Genomic DNA, 20,664 nt, shown 5'->3' on the forward strand with positions numbered 1-20,664 from the left:
ATTTGGAGGATGAATCATGAATTGTAATATTGCAGTAATCAAAGGAGACGGTATCGGACCTGAGGTTGTCACACAGGCAATGAAGGTGTTAGACGCAGTCGGAGAAAAGTTTGGACATACATTTAATTATGAGCAGCTTCTGATGGGCGGATGTTCGATTGATGCACATGGTGTTCCGCTGACAGACGAAGCGGTCGCAAGAGCGAAGGCAAGTGATGCAGTATTGCTTGGTTCTATCGGTGGCAATACAAGCACATCGCCTTGGTATAAGCTTCCACCGGAGAAGAGACCGGAAGCCGGACTTCTGAAGATTCGTAAGGAATTAGGACTTTTTGCAAATTTAAGACCGGCAAATCTTTATGAGCAGTTAAAGGGTGCATGTCCTTTGAAGGCGGAAATCGCAGACCGCGGGTTCGATATGATGATTATGCGTGAACTGACCGGTGGTCTTTACTTCGGTGCAAGAGAGACAAAGGAAGTAGACGGTGTGATGACGGCTGTAGATACATTGACTTATAATGAAAATGAGATCCGCCGTATTGCAATCAAGGGCTTTGATATCGCAATGAAGCGCCGTAAGAAGGTAACGAGCGTTGATAAGGCAAACGTGCTTGATTCCTCCAGACTCTGGAGAAAGGTCGTGGAAGAGGTTGCCAAAGATTATCCGGAAGTCACATATGAGCATATGCTTGTTGATAACTGTGCAATGCAGCTTGTCAAAGATCCGGCACAGTTCGATGTTGTATTAACGGAGAATATGTTTGGTGACATCTTGTCCGATGAGGCATCGATGATCACAGGTTCCATCGGTATGCTGGCATCTGCCTCCTTGAACGAGACAAAGTTCGGTATGTACGAGCCAAGTGGCGGTTCGGCACCGGATATTGCCGGACAGGACAAGGCAAACCCGATTGCAACGATTCTTTCCGCATCGATGATGCTCCGCTACACATTCGACCTCGACAAAGAGGCAGATGCCATTGAGAACGCAGTCAAGCAGGTGCTTATAGACGGTTTCCGTACATGTGATATCGTGTCCGAAGGCACAACTCTTGTCGGCTGTAACGAGATGGGCGACAAGATCGTAGAGCGGATTTAGGGTAGTAAGGTAAAATAAATATATCTTTCGGATTATGAAATATATGCTTAACGATGATATATGAATATTTAATCAATAAGTGTAGGAGAGATAGGCGAACTATCAATTCCTAAGCAGACCATTGAAACACGCCGGCACTTAATGAACTGTGCCAACGTAGTTGGTGCAGTGAATTTAGTGCTGCTGCGTGTATTCACTGAGCGAGAGCGGGTCTGCGGGGAATTGGATAGTTCACCTATCTCGGCTAGCAGTATGTGAAGAGAAAGGAAGAAAAAAGATGAAGAGTGATAACGTAAAAGTTGGCATGCAGCAGGCACCACACAGAAGCTTGTTCAATGCCCTTGGAATGACAGAAGAAGAAATGAAGAAACCATTGGTCGGTATCGTATGTTCCTACAACGAGATCGTACCCGGCCATATGAACTTAGATAAGATCGCACAGGCCGTGAAGCTTGGCGTAGCAGAAGCAGGCGGAACACCTGTGATGTTCCCTGCAATCGCTGTCTGCGATGGTATCGCGATGGGACATATCGGAATGAAGTATTCCCTTGTAACAAGAGATTTGATCGCAGATTCAACCGAGTGTATGGCAGTTGCACATCAGTTTGATGCACTTGTCATGATTCCAAACTGTGATAAGAACGTACCGGGACTTCTGATGGCAGCAGCCAGAGTCAACGTGCCAACCGTATTCGTATCCGGTGGCCCGATGCTTGCCGGTCATGTGAAAGGACATAAGACCAGCCTTTCTTCTATGTTCGAGGCAGTTGGTTCTTATGCAGCAGGCAAGATGACCGAAGAAGATGTCAACGATTTTGAGTGCCATGCATGCCCGACTTGTGGATCATGCTCCGGTATGTATACCGCAAACTCTATGAACTGTCTGACAGAGGCACTTGGTATGGGACTTCCTGGAAACGGAACAATCCCGGCAGTATATTCTGAGAGACTGAAGCTTGCAAAGCGTGCCGGTTATGCCGTTATGGAGATGTACAAGAAGAATATCTGTCCGAGAGATATTATTACGAAGGACGCCATCATGAATGCTTTGACTGTTGATATGGCGCTTGGATGTTCTACAAACTCTATGCTTCATATTCCGGCAATCGCACATGAGATTGGATTTGATTTTGATATTTCCATGGCAAATGAAGTCAGTGCAAGAACACCAAACCTCTGCCACTTAGCACCGGCAGGCCCGACATATATGGAGGACTTAAACGAGGCCGGTGGTGTGTATGCGGTTATCAACCAGCTCTGCGAGGCAGGATTGATCAATGAGGATTGCATGACAGTAACAGGCAAGACAATCGGAGAGGCGGTAAAGGGACATAAGAACCTGAATCCGGAAGTTATCCGCCCGATGGCAAACCCATACAGTTCAACCGGTGGACTTGCCGTACTGAAGGGAAATATTGCACCGGACGGCTCTGTAGTCAAGCGTTCTGCAGTTGTTCCGGAGATGCTGCAGCATGAAGGTCCGGCACGTGTGTTTGAATGTGAAGAGGATGCAATCGCGGCTATCAAGGGTGGCAAAATCGTCGAAGGTGATGTTGTGGTTATTCGTTACGAGGGACCAAAGGGGGGACCTGGAATGCGAGAGATGCTGAACCCGACATCTGCGATTGCAGGTATGGGACTTGGCTCTTCAGTAGCACTGATCACAGATGGACGTTTCTCAGGTGCAAGCCGTGGTGCTTCCATTGGACATATCTCACCGGAGGCAGCAGTTGGAGGTCCGATCGCTTTGATCGAAGAGGGAGATATCATCAGCATTGATATTGATGCATGTACGATCAATGTGAAGGTTTCCGACGAGGAGCTTGCAAAGCGGAAAGAGGCATGGACACCAAGAGAGCCAAAGGTAACAACCGGATATCTGGCAAGATATGCAAAGATGGTAACATCCGGTAACCGCGGTGCCGTTTTGGAGTTGAAGTAAAATATATTGAATAATTCAAAACAATGTGCTATCCTATCAGATATTGGTTATCTGACAGGAAGAAAAAGGATAAATCAAGTTGTATGTAGATAAGGAGAAGTTTATGAAACAATTAACTGGATCAGAAATAGTGATTGAATGTCTGAAAGAACAGGGCGTTGACACAGTATTTGGATATCCGGGAGGAACGATCCTGAATGTCTATGATGCATTGTATAAGCATCAGGATGAGATTCACCATGTCCTGACATCCCATGAGCAAGGTGCAAGTCATGCAGCGGATGGATATGCAAGAGCGACTGGCAAGGTTGGCGTATGTATGGCAACTTCCGGTCCGGGTGCAACGAATCTTGTAACCGGTATTGCAACCGCATATATGGATTCGATTCCGCTTGTTGCAATCACTGCAAACGTAGGTGTTTCTCTTCTTGGAAAGGACAGTTTTCAGGAGATTGATATTGCGGGTGTAGTTATGCCGATTACGAAGCATAGCTTTATTGTAAAGAATGTACATGAACTGGCAGATACAATCCGCCGCGCATTTAAAATCGCACAGTCAGGCAGACCGGGTCCGGTTCTTGTTGATATTACAAAGGATGTAACTGCAAATGTTGCAGACTATGAGCCAAAGGCACCGGAGCCAATCGAGCGCGTGACCAAGACAATCCGTGCAGAAGATATCGACACAGCCATTAAGATGATTGAGAATTCGAAGAAACCGATGATTCTTGTCGGTGGTGGCGTTGTTGCGGCAGATGCATCCAAGGAGCTGAAGAAATTTGCAGAGAAAATCGATGCAGTTGTCTGTGATACATTGATGGGCAAGGGTGCATTTCCGGGAACGGATGATCGTTACACAGGCATGATCGGTATGCATGGAACCAAGGTTTCAAACTTCGGTATCAATCAGGCAGATCTTGTAATCGTTGTTGGTGCGAGATTCTCAGACCGTGTAACCGGTAATGCAAGTAAGTTTGCAAATCAGGCAAAGATTTTACATATTGATATTGATGCTGCAGAAATCAATAAGAACGTGGAAGTTGATGCAAGTGTTGTCGGTGATGCCAAAGAAATACTGAAGATGATCTCTACCAGAATCAAGGCTTCTAAGAAACCGGAGTGGAGAGCACAGATTGATGCACTCAAAGAACAGTATCCGGATCATGCGGATATGAATGAATTCTCGGGACCGGCGATCATCAACAAGATCTATGAGCTGACAGAGGGGAATGCAACAATTACAACCGACGTTGGACAGCATCAGATGTGGGCAGCCCAGTATTATAAATTTAAAGAGCCAAGACAGCTTCTGACATCCGGCGGACTTGGAACAATGGGCTATGGCGTTGGTGCCTGTATCGGTGCCAAGTACGGACGTCCAGACCGTGTGGCAATCAACATTGCGGGAGATGGCTGTTTCCGTATGAATATGAACGAGATCGCTACGGCAAGCCGTTACAATGTGCCGATCATCCAGGTTGTAATCAATAACCATGTGCTTGGTATGGTGCGTCAGTGGCAGACATTGTTCTACGATAAGCGTTATTCGAATACAATTTTAGATGATTCCGTTGATTTCGTGAAGGTAGCGGATGCACTTGGAGCGACCGGATTTAGAGCTACAAATCTTCAGGAGTTTGAGGATGCCATGAAGCAGGCAATCGAGTTAAATAAGCCGGTTGTGATTGATTGCATCATCGGTAAGGATGATAAGGTATGGCCAATGGTTGCTGCAGGAGCAGCTTTGGAAACCTGTTTTGATCAGCAGGATTTAGATAATAAGTAGGAGGAAGAGGAAAAATGGCAAGAGTATTTAACTTTTCAGCAGGTCCTTCCGTATTACCGGAAGTAGTGTTGAAGCAGGCAGCAGATGAGATGCTGGATTACAAAGGTTCCGGCATGAGCGTAATGGAGATGAGTCATCGCTCGAAAGTATACGATAACATCATCAAAGAAGCAGAAAAAGACCTTCGTGATCTGATGGATATTCCAGATAATTACAAGGTATTGTTCCTGCAGGGTGGTGCATCACAGCAGTTTGCTGCAATTCCAATGAACCTGATGAAAAACGGTGTCGCTGACTATATTATTACCGGTCAGTGGGCAAAGAAGGCATGCGAAGAAGCAAAGAAGTACGGAAAGGTAAATGTCGTTGCATCATCGGCTGACAAGACCTTCAGCTATATCCCGGATTGCTCTGACCTTCCGATTTCCGAGGATGCAGATTATGTATATATCTGTCATAATAATACAATTTACGGAACTACTTACAAGAAGCTTCCGAACACAAAGGGTAAGATTCTTGTAGCTGATATGTCTTCCGATATTCTGTCACAGCCAGTCAATGTATCTGACTATGGTCTGATCTACTTCGGCGTACAGAAAAACGTAGGACCGGCCGGTGTTGTTGTTGTAATCATCCGTGAGGATCTGATCCGTGATGACGTCCCAACTTACTGCCCGACCATGCTGAAGTACAAGACACAGGCAGACAATGACAGCTTGTACAACACACCTCCATGCTATGGTATCTATATCTGTGGTCTGGTGTTCAAGTGGGTAAAGGAAATGGGTGGACTTTCTGCAATGAAGATCCATAATGAGAAGAAGGCAGCTATCCTGTATGACTTCTTAGATTCTTCTAAGATGTTCCGTGGAACTGTTGTGAAGGAAGACCGTTCCCTGATGAACGTTCCGTTCGTAACAGGCAACGAGGAACTCGATGCAAAGTTCGTAAAGGAAGCAACAGCAGCAGGCTTTGTAAACCTGAAGGGACACAGAACAGTTGGTGGTATGCGTGCAAGCATCTACAATGCAATGCCAATTGAGGGTGTTGAGAAGTTGGTTGCATTCATGAAGGACTTCGAGGAGAAGAACTCATAATAAGGGAGAGAAGAAAATGGCTAAGATTAATTGCTTGAATCCGATCGCAGCCTGCGGTATGGATTTGTTCAATGATACATATGAAGTAGTAGACGATTTTGCAGCAGCGGACGCGGTACTTGTCAGAAGTGCAGCAATGCATGATTTAGAGCTTTCCGATAATCTGCTTGCAATCGCACGTGCAGGTGCAGGTGTCAACAACATCCCGCTTGACAAGTGTGCAGATAAGGGAATCGTTGTATTTAACACACCGGGTGCCAATGCAAACGGTGTAAAGGAACTCGTAATTGCAGGACTTTTGCTCGCATCCAGAGACCTGATGGGTGGTTATAACTGGGTAAAGGAGAATGCATCAGACGAGAATATAGCAAAGACAGTTGAGAAGCAGAAGAAACACTATGCCGGCTGCGAGATCATGGGTAAGAAGCTCGGAGTTATCGGTCTTGGTGCAATCGGTGCCAAGGTTGCGAATATTGCTTTCCGGCTTGGTATGGAAGTATATGGCTATGATCCATATGTCTCTGTCGATGCTGCATGGAGACTTTCCAGCCACGTAAAACATATCAAGAATGTAGAAGATATTTACAAAGAGTGTGATTACATTACTGTACATGTACCGGCGCTTGATTCTACGAAGGGCATGATCAATAAGGATGCATTTGCCATGATGAAGGATGGCGTGAAGATCCTGAACTTTGCAAGAGATATTCTTGTAAATGATGATGATATGATCGAGGCACTTGCAAGTGGAAAGGTTGCTAAGTATGTAACAGACTTCCCAAATGCAAAGATTGCCGGAGTTGATAACGTAATCACATTGCCACACCTTGGTGCATCCACAGAGGAGTCTGAGGATAATTGTGCAGTGATGGCAGTGAAGGAGATCATGGATTTCGTTGAGAATGGTAATATCAAGAATTCTGTAAATTATCCGGCCTGCGATGCTGGCAAGTGTTCGGAAGCAGCAAGAGTTTGTGTATGTCACAAGAATATTCCGAATATGATCACGCAGTTTACTGGTGCATTTGCTTCCAAGGGTATCAATGTATCTGACATGGTAAGCAAGTCAAAGGGTGATTATGCTTACTCGGTATTTGATATTTCTGAGAAGGCAGATGAAGATACTGTAAAGTCTATTTCCAGTATCGATGGCGTATTGAAAGTACGTGTAATTCAGTAAACAGGAGTTGGAGGATAACAAAATGAGTGATAAGTTAAAGGTAGGTATTCTTGGTGCAACCGGTATGGTTGGACAGAGATTTATTTCACTTCTTGAGAACCATCCATGGTTTGAGGTTGTGACAGTTGCAGCCAGCCCACGTAGTGCAGGCAAGACATATGAGGAGGCAGTTGGTGACCGCTGGAAGATGGATACACCGATGCCGGAAGCTGTTAAGAAGCTGATCGTACACAATGTAAACGAAGTAGAAGAGGTTGCTTCTACCGTTGATTTTGTATTCAGTGCTGTTGATATGTCTAAGGATGAAATTAAGGCAATCGAGGATGCATACGCAAAGACAGAGACACCGGTTGTCTCTAACAACAGCGCGCACCGCTGGACCCCGGACGTACCGATGGTAGTTCCGGAGATCAACCCGGAGCATATGAAGGTTATCGAGTTCCAGAAGAAGCGTCTTGGTACGACAAGAGGATTTGTAGCTGTAAAGCCAAACTGCTCCATCCAGTCTTATGCACCGGTGCTTACAGCATGGAAGGAATTCGAGCCATATGAGGTTGTTGCCACGACCTATCAGGCAATCTCAGGAGCCGGAAAGACATTCAAGGACTGGCCGGAAATGGTTGGAAATATCATCCCGTTTATCGGCGGCGAGGAAGAAAAATCTGAGAAAGAGCCACTTCGTATCTGGGGACATATTGATGAGGAGAAGGGTGAAATCGTTCCTGCGACAAGCCCGATCATCACATGCCAGTGTATCCGTGTACCGGTATTGAACGGACATACAGCAGCTGTATTTGTAAAGTTCAAGAAAAATCCGACAAAGGAACAGCTGATCGAGAAGCTGGAGTCTTACAAGGGCGTTCCACAGGAACTTGGGCTTCCAAGTGCTCCAAAGCAGTTCATCCGTTATATGGAAGAAGATAATCGTCCACAGGTTACTTTGGATGTGGATTATGAGAACGGCATGGGTATCTCTGTTGGACGTATCCGTGAGGATTCTGTCTATGACTGGAAGTTTGTCGGACTTTCTCATAACACAGTTCGTGGGGCTGCCGGTGGCGCTGTATTATGCGCAGAACTCCTTAAGGCACAGGGGTACATCACAAAAAAGTAATTCATGTATATTGCATAGATAACAAACAAAATTAAGAAAAGGAACAAACAGACATATTTCATGACGAAACAGAATGGAAATGCTTGTTTGTTCTTTTGTTTTGTGGTAATATTGTAATAATTAGGTTCTTGTTGTATGCGTTGCATACAGAGGTAGAACATATAGAGAATTTTTATGTACATATATAGGAGGCACCAACCATGAAGAAATTGATTTTAGTAACTTCACCACCAGCCTGTGGCAAGACATTTATTTCACGTAAGCTTGCAAAAGCACTTCCAAACTGCGTATATCTGGATAAGGATACATTGATCGTATTGTCCAAGCAGATTTTTAAGGTGGCTGGCGAAGAATACAACCGTTCGTCTGATTTCTTCCAGAGAGAGATTCGTGATTACGAGTATTATGCAGTTCTTGATTTTGCATTTGAAGCATTAGAGTATAACGATACTGTATTGATCAATGCACCATTTACAGACGAGATCCGTGACAACGAATATCTCGACAATCTGCGTGCAAAATTAAAGGAAAAGGATGCAGAATTATTTGTAGTATGGGTACATACAGATGTTGAAGTATGCCACGAGCGTATGATCAAGCGTGCATCTGACCGTGATGCATGGAAGCTTGCACATTGGGATGAGTATATCGCAACACAGAACTTCAAGCAGCCGGATAATATTCCGGAGTTGTTTGTATTCAACAATTCTTCTGAGGAAGATTATAAGAAGTCCATCGATGCGGCGGTAAAGGCAATTCGTGGATAAACCTGTCTGTCGGAGACAGTATACTTAGAGGAGAAGATACATGGCAATTATTAAACCATTTAAAGCGTATAGACCGAGAAAAGAAATTGTCAGTGAAGTGGCAGCGTTGCCATATGATGTATATAACCGGGAAGAAGCAAAAAAAGCAGTGGAGGGAAAACCTCTTTCCTTCCTGCGCATCGACCGCGCAGAGACAGCATTTGATGACAGCGTGGACACTTATGCGCCATGTGTATACGAGAAGGCAAAAGAATTGCTGGATGGTATGATTGGGCGTGGTGACTATGTGGAAGATGTAACTCCGATGTATTATCTGTATGAGCTTGTGATGGATGGAAGATCCCAGACCGGAATTGTGGCATGTGCATCCATAGAGGATTATGAGTCCGGTGTCATCATGAAGCATGAGAATACACGGGAAGATAAAGAGATTGATCGTATCACGCATGTGGATATGTGCAATGCACAGACAGGTCCGATTTTTCTTGCGTACCGCGCACAGGCTGCGATTGATGCAATTGTAACGAAGATCAAGGCGCGTCCTGCAGAGAACGATTTTGTCTCTGAGGATGGAATCACACACCGGGTATGGCTGGTGACAGATGCAGCGGATATTGCGGCAATCCAGCAAGCATTCTCCGGGATGTCACAGATCTATATTGCGGATGGCCATCACAGGGCAGCATCGGCGGTAAAGGTTGGAATCAAGCGCAGAAATGCGAATCCAAACCACACGGGCGAAGAAGAATATAATTATTTTTTATCCGTTCTGTTTCCGCATGATCAGCTGAAAATCCTGCCATACAATCGTGTTGTACATGATTTGAATGGGTATACTGCGGATGCATTTATAGATGCGGTCAAGGCAGATTTCGAAGTAGAAGCGGTTACGGAAGCATATCAGCCGGAAGAAAAGGCAGCCTTTGGCATGTATCTGGATGGTATCTGGTATAAGTTGCGTGCAAAATCACATATACTATCTGAAGATCCGGTGGATGGGCTTGATGTTTCAATTTTACAGGATCATCTCCTTGCACCGATTCTTGGAATTGAAAATCCGAGAACCGATAAAAGAATCGATTTTATCGGAGGAATCCGCGGTCTTGCGGAGTTGGAACGACGTGCAAACAGTGATATGAAGCTTGCATTTTCGATGTATCCGACATCAATTGAGGAGCTTTTTGCGGTTGCTGATGCAAAACGGTTGATGCCACCGAAGTCAACCTGGTTTGAACCAAAGCTAAGAAGTGGAATCTTCATTCATAAATTGTAGAGAGGAGACACATTTGACATGTCCCAAAGAAAAGCAGTTTTTGCTATAAACTGGATGGAAGTCGACGCTTTGGTCCAGGGCATTCATAACAATCCGCATCATATTCTTGGTATGCATGAGTGCATCGATGATCTGTATATCAATGCATATCTGCCGGGTGCAAAGGTTGTAAATGCCATTGAAGTATCCACAAGAAAGAAGTACACACTTGTCTCAGATCGTGTGCCGGGATTTTTTTCTGTGGTTATAAAAGATAAAAAACCGTTTGAATATAAGCTGAACGTACGTTTTGATGATGGCGATGAAGTGACATACTTTGATCCGTATGTGTTTGAACCGGTGATTGATCCGATCGATATCAGCTTGTTCAACGAGGGAAAACATTACAGCATCTATGAGAAGATGGGGGCACATCCGATGACTGTGGATGGCGTGGATGGTGTACTTTTTGCTGTTTGGGCACCGAATGCAGACCGTGTATCGGTCGTTGGTAATTTCAACAACTGGGATGGCAGACGGCATCCGATGCGGAAGCTGGATTATTCCGGTATTTATGAGTTGTTTATTCCGGGAAATTTGGTTGGAGAAATTTACAAGTACGAGATCAAGGCGAAGTCCGGACAGGTATTTATGAAGAGCGATCCGTATGCGTTCAGCAGTGAGGTACGTCCGGCAAATGCATCCCGTATTGTGGATATTTCCTATAAGTGGAAGGATGCCGCGTGGATGGAACAGCGGGAGAATAAAAATACGGACGAGCAGCCAATGGCAATCTATGAGATGCATCTTGGTTCATGGAAACGTCCGACGGATGGCAGAGAGTTTTATAATTATCGGGATATTGCAAGTCTGCTTGCGGATTATCTGTTGATGATGAATTACAATTATGTAGAACTGATGCCAATTATGGAGCATCCGTATGATCCGTCCTGGGGATATCAGGTAACCGGGTATTATGCACCGACATCCCGTTACGGGTTACCGGCAGATTTTATGTATTTTGTTGATTATCTGCACAGTAAGGGAATCGGCGTGATCTTAGACTGGGTTCCTGCGCATTTTCCAAAGGATGAGCATGGACTTGGCAGATTTGATGGCACAGCACTTTATGAGCATGAGGACCCTAAGCGTGGGGAACATCCGCACTGGGGGACGTATATATACAATTACGGGCGCAATGAAGTCCGGAATTTCCTGGTTGCGAATGCACTTTACTGGGCGGAGAAATATCATATTGATGGTATCCGGATTGATGCGGTTGCATCCATGCTGTATCTGGATTATGGACGTAACAATGGCGAGTGGCTGCCGAACATCTATGGCGGTAATGAGAATCTTGAAGCGATTGATTTCATCAAGGAATTAAACAGCAAGATGCATGAACTGCACAAGGGTGTTATCATGATTGCGGAGGAGTCAACGGCATGGCCGATGATGACGCATCCGGTTGAGGCTGGCGGACTTGGATTTGATTACAAGTGGAATATGGGCTGGATGAACGATTTCCTGAACTATATGAAACTGGATCCATTATACCGTAAATATCATCATAATGATCTGACTTTCAGCATGGTATATGCATACAGTGAGAAATTTATTCTCGTACTTTCCCATGACGAGGTTGTTCATGAGAAAGGATCTATGATTGCAAAGATGCCGGGCGGATACGAAGACAAATTCTCGAATCTGCGTGTGGCATATGGGTATATGATGACGCATCCGGGCAAGAAGCTTCTGTTCATGGGACAGGAGATTGCACAGTTTGCAGAATTCAACGAGAATGCGGAAGTAGACTGGTCGCTGTTCGAGTTTGATGCACATGTGTTCATGCAGGGGTATGTCAAGGAATTAAATGAGCTTTATAAGACAGAGCCGGCACTGTATGAACTTGATTCTTCTCCGGACGGATTCACATGGATCAACTGTAATAGTGCCAATACAAGCCTTCTTTCTTATGTTAGAAAAGGTAAGAAGGAGAGTGATACGCTTTTGATCATCTGTAACTTCACACCGATGGAACACAAAGCATACAAGCTTGCTACTCCATCCGGCGGAAGATGGCAGGAGATTTTCTCCAGCGATAACAACCGTTATGGTGGCGAGGGCAGAAATAACAAGACAGTGAAACAGGCAAAGAAAGCAGAGTGTGACGGACAGGAGCATTACATCTCCGTTACCGTACCACCACTTTCTATCAGTGTATTTAAAAAGAAAATCGGCAAATAATTAAGATGAAACGGGCTGTCCTTCGTGAGAAGGGCAGCCTGTGAAGTTTTAGAAATAAATGAATATTTACTTATATGAACATAAAAAGGAGGGTCTTGTTTGGAAGACATCAGAGAAATTGAACCGTCTAAGATCGAAGAGTATCTGAATAAGCTTGGAGACTGGGCATTAAATAAAGGATTTCAGTTAGTGCTTGCGATATTATGTATGTATATCGGGATGAAGCTGTCGAAGCTGATCGTGAAGATGATACGCAAATCCTTCAAGAAATCAAACATGGAGGAAAGTGTTGCGTCATTTCTGTTGTCGCTGATTAAATTCACATTTTATGCCATCGTATTTATCACGGCAGCGTCTATTGTCGGATTCCAGGTAACATCGTTAGTCACGATTCTTGGAACCGCCAGTCTGGCAATCGGTCTTGCGCTGCAGGGCAGTCTGGCAAACTTCGCAGGTGGTGTGCTGATACTTATATTGAAGCCGTTTCGAGTTGGTGATTACATCATTGAGAATGACAAGCAGTGCGAAGGTATGGTCGTGTCAATCGACATCTTCTATACGAAGCTGCAGACGTATGACAACCGGATCATTGTGATTCCGAATGGAAACATTACGTCAAATTCGATCGTCAATGTGACAGCAGCGGGAACAAGAAAACTGGACATTGCGGTCGGAGTAGCCTATGATTCAGATCTGAAAAAAGTAAAGGATACATTGTATCAGGTTGTAACGGAAAATCAGTATTATGATAAAACGAAGGAAGTCGATGTGTTCGTGGATTCCTTCGGGGACAGCAGCATCAAGATGGGTGTCCGCTGTATGGTTGCAACGGAAAACTACTGGAAGGCAAAATGGGAAATACAAGAAGCCATCAAGTATGCTTTCGATGCACAGGGCATTGAGATTCCATTTGACCAGATGGAAGTGACATTGAAGAATAAGGATGCATAGCATGTGGAAAAAATAATAGAAATGTGCTATTATATAAAGTTGACGAAAAAAGAAATATTTTTTAGGAGGCAATAGAGATGACAAAGATTGATATTCTTTCAGGATTTTTAGGTGCAGGTAAGACAACATTGATCAAGAAACTGATTGCGGAGGCATATCAGGGTGAGAAGCTTGTATTGATCGAGAATGAATTTGGTGAGATCGGTATTGATGGCGGATTCATGAAGGATGCAGGCGTGGAAGTCACAGAGATGAATTCCGGTTGTATCTGCTGTTCCCTTGTCGGAGATTTTGGTACAGCCTTGAAGAAGGTAATCGTAGATTATGCACCGGACCGTGTAATTATTGAGCCATCCGGTGTTGGCAAGCTGTCAGATGTGATGAAGGCAGTCGAAGATGCAAAGCAGGATGCCGATGTTGTAATCAACAGTGCAACAACGGTTGTTGATGTAGCAAAGTGCAAGATGTATATGAAGAACTTCGGCGAGTTCTTCAATAACCAGGTAGAGAGTGCAGGAACCATCGTGCTTTCCCGTACACAGAATGTGCCGGAGAAGAAGGTAAGTGATACTGTTGCTATGCTGCGTGAGCATAACAAGGATGCAGCAATTATCACAACACCTTGGGATGAGATTGACGGTAAGGTAATCTTAGATGCCATGGAGCATGCAAATACACTCGATAAGCTGATCAAAGAGGCAGTTGAGATTGCAAGAAAGCATGAGGAAGAGCATCATCACCACCATCATGACCACGATCACGATCATGACCATGACCATGAGGAGCATGACCATCATCACGATCATGACCATGAGGAGCACGACCACGATCACGATCACGACCATGAGGAGCATGACCATCATCACGATCATGACCATGAGGAGCATGACCACGATCACGACCATGAGGAGCACGACCATCATCACGACCATGAGGAACATGACCACCATCACGAGCATGGACCTGGATGTACATGTGGCTGCCATGACCACCATCATGATCATCATGCAGATGAGGTATTTACAAGCTGGGGTAAGGAAACTGCCAAGAAGTTTGCAGATGCCGATATGGAACAGATTTTGAAGACACTGGCTGACAATGCAGACGAATATGGAGTTATCCTGCGTGCAAAGGGTATCGTTCCGAACACGGATGGTGAGTGGATTCATTTCGACCTGACACCGGGCGAATATGAGATTCGTAAGGGCGCTGCTGATTATACGGGAAAGCTTTGCGTGATCGGAAGCAATCTGAAGGAAGACAAGCTGGCAGAGTTGTTCGGGGTTGCATAAACCGGAGCATCAGGAAGGAAAATAATAGGCGGTTGAGAAGTGGCAGGATCCGGTGGTATGCGGGATCTGGCCCACTTCCCGGCTGACGGACAGATAGAGAAGAAAGGAAATAGACTATGGGACCAACAAAGGAAGTAGAAGAGATTCCGGTATATATGTTTATGGGTTTTCTGGAAAGCGGAAAGACAACCTTTGCGAACGAAACTCTGATTGATCGTGGATTTACAGAAGGCGAACCAACCCTTCTGCTTGTCTGCGAAGAGGGCATTGAGGAGTATGACGAGGAGTACCTTAAGAGCCAGAATATCTTTGTTGAATATCTGGAGGAATCTAACCTGAATACTGAATATCTGCTTGACCTGCAGGATAAGTACAAGCCAACTCGTGTGATGATCGAGTATAACGGTACATGGAAGATGGACAAGCTGTTTTCTATCCGTGTGCCAAAGGGCTGGACGATCGTACAGGTAATCACATTTGTCGATGCATCCACCTTTGATGTGTATGTGGCAAATATGAAGGCGATGATGATGGAACAGTTATCGAGCGCGGATATGATTATCTTCAACCGATGCGATGAGAATACAAAGCGTGCGGAGTACCGCCGGAGCATCCGTGCGGTAAATCGTCGTGCACAGGTTATCTTCGAGAACAAAGATGGCGCAGCCGATGTCGGTGATGAGGAGTTAGATCTGCCATATGAGATCGATAAGCCTAGCATCACACTTGAAGATGAAGATTACGGTATCTTCTATATTGATGCCTGTGATAATCCGGACAAATATGTAGGAAAGCAGATTACATTCAAGGCGATGGTACACAAGCCAAAGAGCTACAAGGCAAATGAATTCGTACCGGGTAGATTTGCGATGACCTGCTGTGCCGAAGATGTTGCATTTATCGGATTTAAGTGCTATTCCGATCTGACAAAGCATCTGAAGGACAGACAATGGGTAACAGTAACCGGAACGATTGACAAGGAGTTCTATCCGGAATTTGAAGGCGAAGGGCCTGTGATCCGTGCAACCAAGATCGAACCGGCCAAGCCAGCCGAAGAAGAGCTTGTATATTTCAACTAATTAAGGAAAATTAGAACAAGAGGTTCGAAGAATTATAGAACAATTGTAATTTGTGTGTATTTCATATATTTCAAAAAACAAATTCATGAAATATACATATGTTTGGAATTTAGATGTTCTTGATGCTCTGTAATCAATCAGCAATGTTTGAACACGATGTTCAAACAAGCCGCCACTGAGCCATGGATGGCGAATTGGCGGCGGTTGCGTGCGTTTATATGGAGTAAATCAGAGCATCTAGAACATCTTAATTTCAATACATCGTATATAAATGAATTGTTTTTGAAATATATGTAACACACAAATTATAAGTATAAAACAGAAAGGAGGAACCGCGATGGTTCTATCATGTGAAGATGTATCCCTTGGATACGAAGGAAAACCGGTGGTTGAACATCTGAATTTCTGCATCGAACAAGGGGATTATCTCTGCATCCTTGGCGAAAACGGTTCCGGAAAAAGTACTCTGATGAAAGCGATTCTGGGACTGAAAAGTCCGATGCAGGGAAAACTTGTCAGAGGCGAGGATTTGAAAGCAAATGAAATAGGATATCTGCCACAGCAGACTGTGACACAGCGTGATTTCCCTGCATCCGTGCAGGAAATCGTTTTGTCAGGGTTCTTGTCGAAACGTGGCATGCGTCCGTTCTATAACAAAGAGGAACGCAAAATTGCACAGAAGAACATGAGGCGGCTGGAGATTGAGCCGTTTATGAAGAAATGTTACCGTGATCTGTCTGGTGGACAGCAGCAACGTGTGCTGCTGGCGCGGGCACTTTGTGCAACCTCGAAGCTTCTGCTGCTTGATGAACCGGTGGCAGGATTAGACCCCCGTGTGACAGTCGAGATGTACGAACTGATCCAGAAACTGAACCGGGAAGGAATCACGATCATAATGGTATCGCACGATACACAGGCAGCTGCACAATATGCAAACAAGGTGTTGCATGTGAGTGATACACCGGAGTTTTTTGATTCCAAGGAAGCGTACCTAAAAAGTGCAATTGGCAGACAATATGCGGATTATGCTGCAACAAGAGAAGAAGGAGTATAGATATGTGGAATACATTAGTTGAATACCTGCAATATCCATTTGTCCGTCGGATCTTAGTTGCCGGTGTGCTGGTTGCTTTTTGTGCATCCATGCTTGGTGTGACACTTGTGTTAAAGCGGTTTTCTTATATTGGAGACGGATTGTCCCATGTGGCATTTGCGGCAATGGCGATTGCTATGGTGCTGCGCATGACGAACAATACACTGATCATATTGCCGATTACGGTCGTGGCGGCGATACTGATGTTAAAGACCGGACAGAATGCGAAGATCAACGGAGATGCCGTGATCGCGATGCTTTCCGTCGGATCGCTCGCGTTTGGATATCTGATCATGAATGTATCGGGAACATCCCAGAATGTATCCGGAGATGTCTGCTCGACGCTTTTTGGAGCGGCGTCGATACTTACATTATCGAATACGGATGTGTGGATCTGCCTAATCATGTCACTATTAGTGCTTGTGTTCTACATTCTGTATTATCACAAGATTTTCTCGGTGACTTTCGATGAGAATTTTGCACGTGCAACCGGTATCCATACTGGTGCCTACAATGTGCTGATGGCGGTTGTCACAGCGGTTGTAATCGTAGTTGCGATGAACATCGTCGGATCCCTTCTGGTATCGGCGTTGATTATATTTCCGGCACTATCTGCGATGCGTGTATTTAAGAATTATAAGAGTGTATTCATCTGTTCCGCCGTGTATGGCGTGGTATCTTCCGGTGTGGGAATCCTGATTTCGATTGCAACATCGACGCCGGTCAGTGCGACGATTGTAGCGATTGATATTGTGCTATTTGTGATATTCAGTATCATCGGAATCGCGCTGCACAGAGAGTAGAGGTGGCGAGAATGAAACACAGACATTTAAAATCCATCGGGATTGTCCTTGCACTTTGTCTGACTTTTCTTACCGGGTGCACCGAACCGACGACGGCAGAACAGGACGAGAATGTGATTTTATGTACAACCTTCGCGGCATATGACTGGGTGCGGGAAATCCTTGGTGATACGGATACATTTACATGCCGGATGCTGGTCGATAACGGCGTGGACTTGCACAGCTATCAGCCGAGTGCACAGGATATCATGAAGATTGCGGATTGCCGGATGTTAGTCTATGTCGGTGGAGAGAGTGATACATGGGTGAGCGATGCCCTTGCAGAGTCTGGTAATAAAGATATCGTTGCCATCAGTCTGTTGGACCTGGTTGGCGACCGGGCGTTAAATGAAGTGGAATTGGAAGGCGTAGAAGGACATCATCATCATGATCATGACGGCGAAGAACATGATCATGACGAACACGGACATGAAGCAGAAACCACAGATTATGATGAGCACGGACATGAAGCGGAAATCACAGATCATGATGATCATTACGACGAGCATGTGTGGTTATCCTTGAAAAATGCAATCGTCTGTACAGAGACATTAGCGGATGCCATTACAAAGCTTGATTCTTGCAATTCACAGAAGTATGCGGCAAATGCCAAAGCCTACACCGGAAAGCTCGAAGCACTGGATGCAGATTATCAGACCATGCGGGATGCAGCCACGCAGACGACGATCTTAGTCGGCGACCGGTTTCCATTCCTGTATCTGGCAGAAGATTATGATATTCATTATTTTGCGGCATATTCCGGCTGCTCAGCCGATGTGGAGGCAAGTGTGCATACCGTTACCTATCTGGCAGAAAAATTGCAGGAGTACAAGCTGCCAGCCATCTATGTGGTGGACAATGGCACAGACAGCCTAGCAAGAACGATTGCGGAGTCGGCGGATATGCAGCCACAAATCCTGCATCTTTCGTCTATGCAGTCAGTAACAAAGGAAGACATACAAAAGGGATGCACATACCTATCTTATATGGAAGAAAATCTGCAGATGCTAAAAAGAGGTTTGCAGGCGCCATAGATGAATTCACATTTTCTTGACATTTTCTTCAAAATTTAACCATAGCTTGGGGTTATGATTAAGCCATAACAAAGATAAGTAATAAAGCTTATATCGAATGGAGGAATAGATATGATGGACGAATTTGGAAATAACAGAGAAAATGAACATGTGGATCAGACAACACATGCAGAGACACCGTATGATACCGGAGATAGTAATACGGATAATTTGAAACGTACCACACAGCAGGCAGAACAGCATGCCGGTCATACACAGCAGGATGCCTACACACAGGCACAGCAGTATGGTAACACATACTACAGCGATATGCGTACACAGGAATACATGCAGGCGATGGCAGAACGCGCCCAGCAGATGAGCCAGGGTACCGAGCATTACTATAATAACAATTACCAGCAGCCGAATCAGAATGCATATAGCTATGGACAGACCGGTTATTATCAGAATGCAGATGCAGAACAGGCGAAGGCAAAGGTAAAGAAAGCAAAGAAACAGAGAGTCAAGAAATCAAAAGCTCCAAAGACACCACATAACAAACGTACCTTCTGGAAGAAGGGCGTGGCAGTCGTTGCAAGTGCGGCAGTCTTCGGCGGCGTAGCCGGTGGCGCATTCTACGGAATCGCCGGAAACCAGATCAAGAAGCTCGATGCACTTATGAATACAACGACAGAGGCTGCTTCCACAACATCTGCACCGACGACAGAGTCCCTGAGCCTGACATCAACCGCTTCGGTTGGAAATGGCATGGATGTCTCCACAATCGCAGAAAATGTTATGCCAAGTGTTGTAGCAATCAACATTTCGGCAATCGTGGAGCAGCAGGGTATGTTTGGTTATACACAGCAGTATGAGGCAGAAGGCTCCGGTTCCGGTATTATCATCGGTGAGAATGACAGCGAGCTTTTGATGGTAACAAACAACCATGTTGTCAGTGATGCCACAACCGTAAATGTAACGTTTGCAGATGGTGAGAGCTACGAGGCACAGGTAAAGAGTACCGATAGCGACACGGACCTTGCAATCGTTGTTGTAAAGCTCAGTGATATAAAGGAATCCACGATGAATCAGATCAAGATTGCCACGATTGGTGATTCGGATTCCCTGAAGGTCGGTGAACAGGTCGTAGCCATCGGTAATGCACTTGGCTATGGACAGTCTGTTACAACTGGCATTGTCAGTGCAAAGGACCGTACAAACAGCACGAACACAACACCGCTCATTCAGACGGATGCAGCCATTAACCCTGGTAACAGTGGCGGCGCACTTCTGAATATGAAGGGCGAAGTTATTGGTATTAACTCTTCGAAGTATTCCGATACAACCGTGGAAGGCATGGGATATGCAATTCCGATTACTGCTGTACAGGATCGTCTGGATGATCTGATGAACCGTCAGACACGTGAAAAGGTTGATGAGAATGAGAAAGGTTATCTTGGAATCTCCTGTGCAACCGTATCTTCCGATGTGTCAGAAGCATATGGTATTCCGGAAGGTGTTCTTGTCACAGAAGTAGCCGGCAAGAGTGCCGCGCAGAAGGCAGGCATCAAGGCGAATTATGTGATTACGAAGATTGATGGACAGTCCATCAGCAGTGCTGAGGAATTAACAGAGAAACTGAATTATTATGCAGCCGGAGAGACGGTTCCAATTACTTTTGAATATCTGAAGGACGATGCGTATGTGGAGAAGACTGTTGATGTTACATTGATGGAAAATCCAAACGCAGATAACAAATAAAATTTACAATCATCCGTGATTTTTCTTCCCTAAAGAGTGCGGTTTTCCGCACTCTTTTTCATATAGATGAAATACACATTTTTTTCACAAAATTATGATAATTTTCCTTGACAATTACTATATGTAGTGGTAGTCTACCAATAGGGTTA

Annotated in this window: 16 protein-coding genes; all 16 read left to right on the plus strand. The window is 45.0% G+C overall.

Annotated elements, in window-relative coordinates:
• Positions 1–16: 16 nt before the first annotated feature.
• Complete coding sequence (gene leuB / locus ACZQK9_RS01185; RefSeq protein ID WP_483269362.1) at positions 17–1,099, plus strand: 3-isopropylmalate dehydrogenase; 1,083 nt, start codon at positions 17–19, stop codon at positions 1,097–1,099.
• Between the two features lie 277 nt (positions 1,100–1,376).
• Positions 1,377–3,041, plus strand: a complete 1,665-nt coding sequence (ilvD, locus tag ACZQK9_RS01190; protein ID WP_178016617.1) for a dihydroxy-acid dehydratase — start codon at positions 1,377–1,379, stop codon at positions 3,039–3,041.
• A 103-nt stretch (positions 3,042–3,144) separates the two neighbouring features.
• The gene (gene ilvB, locus ACZQK9_RS01195; protein ID WP_216506889.1) at positions 3,145–4,827 is read left to right on the plus strand and encodes a biosynthetic-type acetolactate synthase large subunit; all 1,683 of its coding nucleotides are present in this window, start codon (positions 3,145–3,147) and stop codon (positions 4,825–4,827) included.
• A gap of 14 nt (positions 4,828–4,841) precedes the next feature.
• On the plus strand, positions 4,842–5,924 hold the full coding sequence (gene serC, locus ACZQK9_RS01200; RefSeq protein WP_178016619.1) for a 3-phosphoserine/phosphohydroxythreonine transaminase: 1,083 nt from the start codon (positions 4,842–4,844) through the stop codon (positions 5,922–5,924).
• A gap of 16 nt (positions 5,925–5,940) precedes the next feature.
• Positions 5,941–7,104, plus strand: a complete 1,164-nt coding sequence (locus ACZQK9_RS01205) for a phosphoglycerate dehydrogenase (protein WP_177970465.1) — start codon at positions 5,941–5,943, stop codon at positions 7,102–7,104.
• 22 nt (positions 7,105–7,126) lie between these two features.
• Positions 7,127–8,218 (plus strand): aspartate-semialdehyde dehydrogenase, encoded by a 1,092-nt coding sequence (gene asd / locus ACZQK9_RS01210; protein WP_177983463.1) that lies wholly within the window; start codon positions 7,127–7,129, stop codon positions 8,216–8,218.
• 200 nt (positions 8,219–8,418) lie between these two features.
• Positions 8,419–8,985, plus strand: a complete 567-nt coding sequence (locus ACZQK9_RS01215; protein ID WP_216506887.1) for a P-loop nucleotide/nucleoside kinase family protein — start codon at positions 8,419–8,421, stop codon at positions 8,983–8,985.
• Positions 8,986–9,025: 40 nt separating this feature from the next.
• Positions 9,026–10,258 (plus strand): DUF1015 domain-containing protein, encoded by a 1,233-nt coding sequence (locus tag ACZQK9_RS01220; protein ID WP_483269363.1) that lies wholly within the window; start codon positions 9,026–9,028, stop codon positions 10,256–10,258.
• Between the two features lie 18 nt (positions 10,259–10,276).
• A complete protein-coding gene (gene glgB, locus ACZQK9_RS01225) occupies positions 10,277–12,484 on the plus strand; it encodes a 1,4-alpha-glucan branching protein GlgB (protein WP_483269364.1) in 2,208 nt (735 codons plus the stop codon).
• A 99-nt stretch (positions 12,485–12,583) separates the two neighbouring features.
• Complete coding sequence (locus ACZQK9_RS01230) at positions 12,584–13,435, plus strand: mechanosensitive ion channel family protein (RefSeq protein ID WP_483269365.1); 852 nt, start codon at positions 12,584–12,586, stop codon at positions 13,433–13,435.
• Positions 13,436–13,512: 77 nt separating this feature from the next.
• On the plus strand, positions 13,513–14,727 hold the full coding sequence (locus ACZQK9_RS01235; RefSeq protein ID WP_483269366.1) for a CobW family GTP-binding protein: 1,215 nt from the start codon (positions 13,513–13,515) through the stop codon (positions 14,725–14,727).
• Positions 14,728–14,843: 116 nt separating this feature from the next.
• Complete coding sequence (locus ACZQK9_RS01240) at positions 14,844–15,806, plus strand: TIGR03943 family putative permease subunit (RefSeq protein WP_117780695.1); 963 nt, start codon at positions 14,844–14,846, stop codon at positions 15,804–15,806.
• Positions 15,807–16,143: 337 nt separating this feature from the next.
• Positions 16,144–16,860, plus strand: a complete 717-nt coding sequence (locus tag ACZQK9_RS01245; protein ID WP_178016624.1) for a metal ABC transporter ATP-binding protein — start codon at positions 16,144–16,146, stop codon at positions 16,858–16,860.
• A 2-nt stretch (positions 16,861–16,862) separates the two neighbouring features.
• On the plus strand, positions 16,863–17,702 hold the full coding sequence (locus ACZQK9_RS01250; protein ID WP_216506879.1) for a metal ABC transporter permease: 840 nt from the start codon (positions 16,863–16,865) through the stop codon (positions 17,700–17,702).
• Between the two features lie 11 nt (positions 17,703–17,713).
• A complete protein-coding gene (locus ACZQK9_RS01255; protein ID WP_483269367.1) occupies positions 17,714–18,775 on the plus strand; it encodes a metal ABC transporter substrate-binding protein in 1,062 nt (353 codons plus the stop codon).
• 111 nt (positions 18,776–18,886) lie between these two features.
• Positions 18,887–20,515 (plus strand): S1C family serine protease, encoded by a 1,629-nt coding sequence (locus tag ACZQK9_RS01260; protein ID WP_216506875.1) that lies wholly within the window; start codon positions 18,887–18,889, stop codon positions 20,513–20,515.
• Positions 20,516–20,664: the final 149 nt, after the last annotated feature.

It is taken from the genome of Wujia sp. (assembly GCF_056872695.1).

Bases quoted from the DNA above. Each gene is read 5' to 3' on its own strand.
- leuB (WP_483269362.1), top strand. From the start codon at position 17: ATGAATTGTAATATTGCAGTAATCAAAGGAGACGGTATCGGACCTGAG.
- ilvD (WP_178016617.1), top strand. From the start codon at position 1,377: ATGAAGAGTGATAACGTAAAAGTTGGCATGCAGCAGGCACCACACAGA.
- ilvB (WP_216506889.1), top strand. From the start codon at position 3,145: ATGAAACAATTAACTGGATCAGAAATAGTGATTGAATGTCTGAAAGAA.
- serC (WP_178016619.1), top strand. From the start codon at position 4,842: ATGGCAAGAGTATTTAACTTTTCAGCAGGTCCTTCCGTATTACCGGAA.
- ACZQK9_RS01205 (WP_177970465.1), top strand. From the start codon at position 5,941: ATGGCTAAGATTAATTGCTTGAATCCGATCGCAGCCTGCGGTATGGAT.
- asd (WP_177983463.1), top strand. From the start codon at position 7,127: ATGAGTGATAAGTTAAAGGTAGGTATTCTTGGTGCAACCGGTATGGTT.
- ACZQK9_RS01215 (WP_216506887.1), top strand. From the start codon at position 8,419: ATGAAGAAATTGATTTTAGTAACTTCACCACCAGCCTGTGGCAAGACA.
- ACZQK9_RS01220 (WP_483269363.1), top strand. From the start codon at position 9,026: ATGGCAATTATTAAACCATTTAAAGCGTATAGACCGAGAAAAGAAATT.
- glgB (WP_483269364.1), top strand. From the start codon at position 10,277: ATGTCCCAAAGAAAAGCAGTTTTTGCTATAAACTGGATGGAAGTCGAC.
- ACZQK9_RS01235 (WP_483269366.1), top strand. From the start codon at position 13,513: ATGACAAAGATTGATATTCTTTCAGGATTTTTAGGTGCAGGTAAGACA.
- ACZQK9_RS01240 (WP_117780695.1), top strand. From the start codon at position 14,844: ATGGGACCAACAAAGGAAGTAGAAGAGATTCCGGTATATATGTTTATG.
- ACZQK9_RS01245 (WP_178016624.1), top strand. From the start codon at position 16,144: ATGGTTCTATCATGTGAAGATGTATCCCTTGGATACGAAGGAAAACCG.
- ACZQK9_RS01250 (WP_216506879.1), top strand. From the start codon at position 16,863: ATGTGGAATACATTAGTTGAATACCTGCAATATCCATTTGTCCGTCGG.
- ACZQK9_RS01255 (WP_483269367.1), top strand. From the start codon at position 17,714: ATGAAACACAGACATTTAAAATCCATCGGGATTGTCCTTGCACTTTGT.
- ACZQK9_RS01260 (WP_216506875.1), top strand. From the start codon at position 18,887: ATGATGGACGAATTTGGAAATAACAGAGAAAATGAACATGTGGATCAG.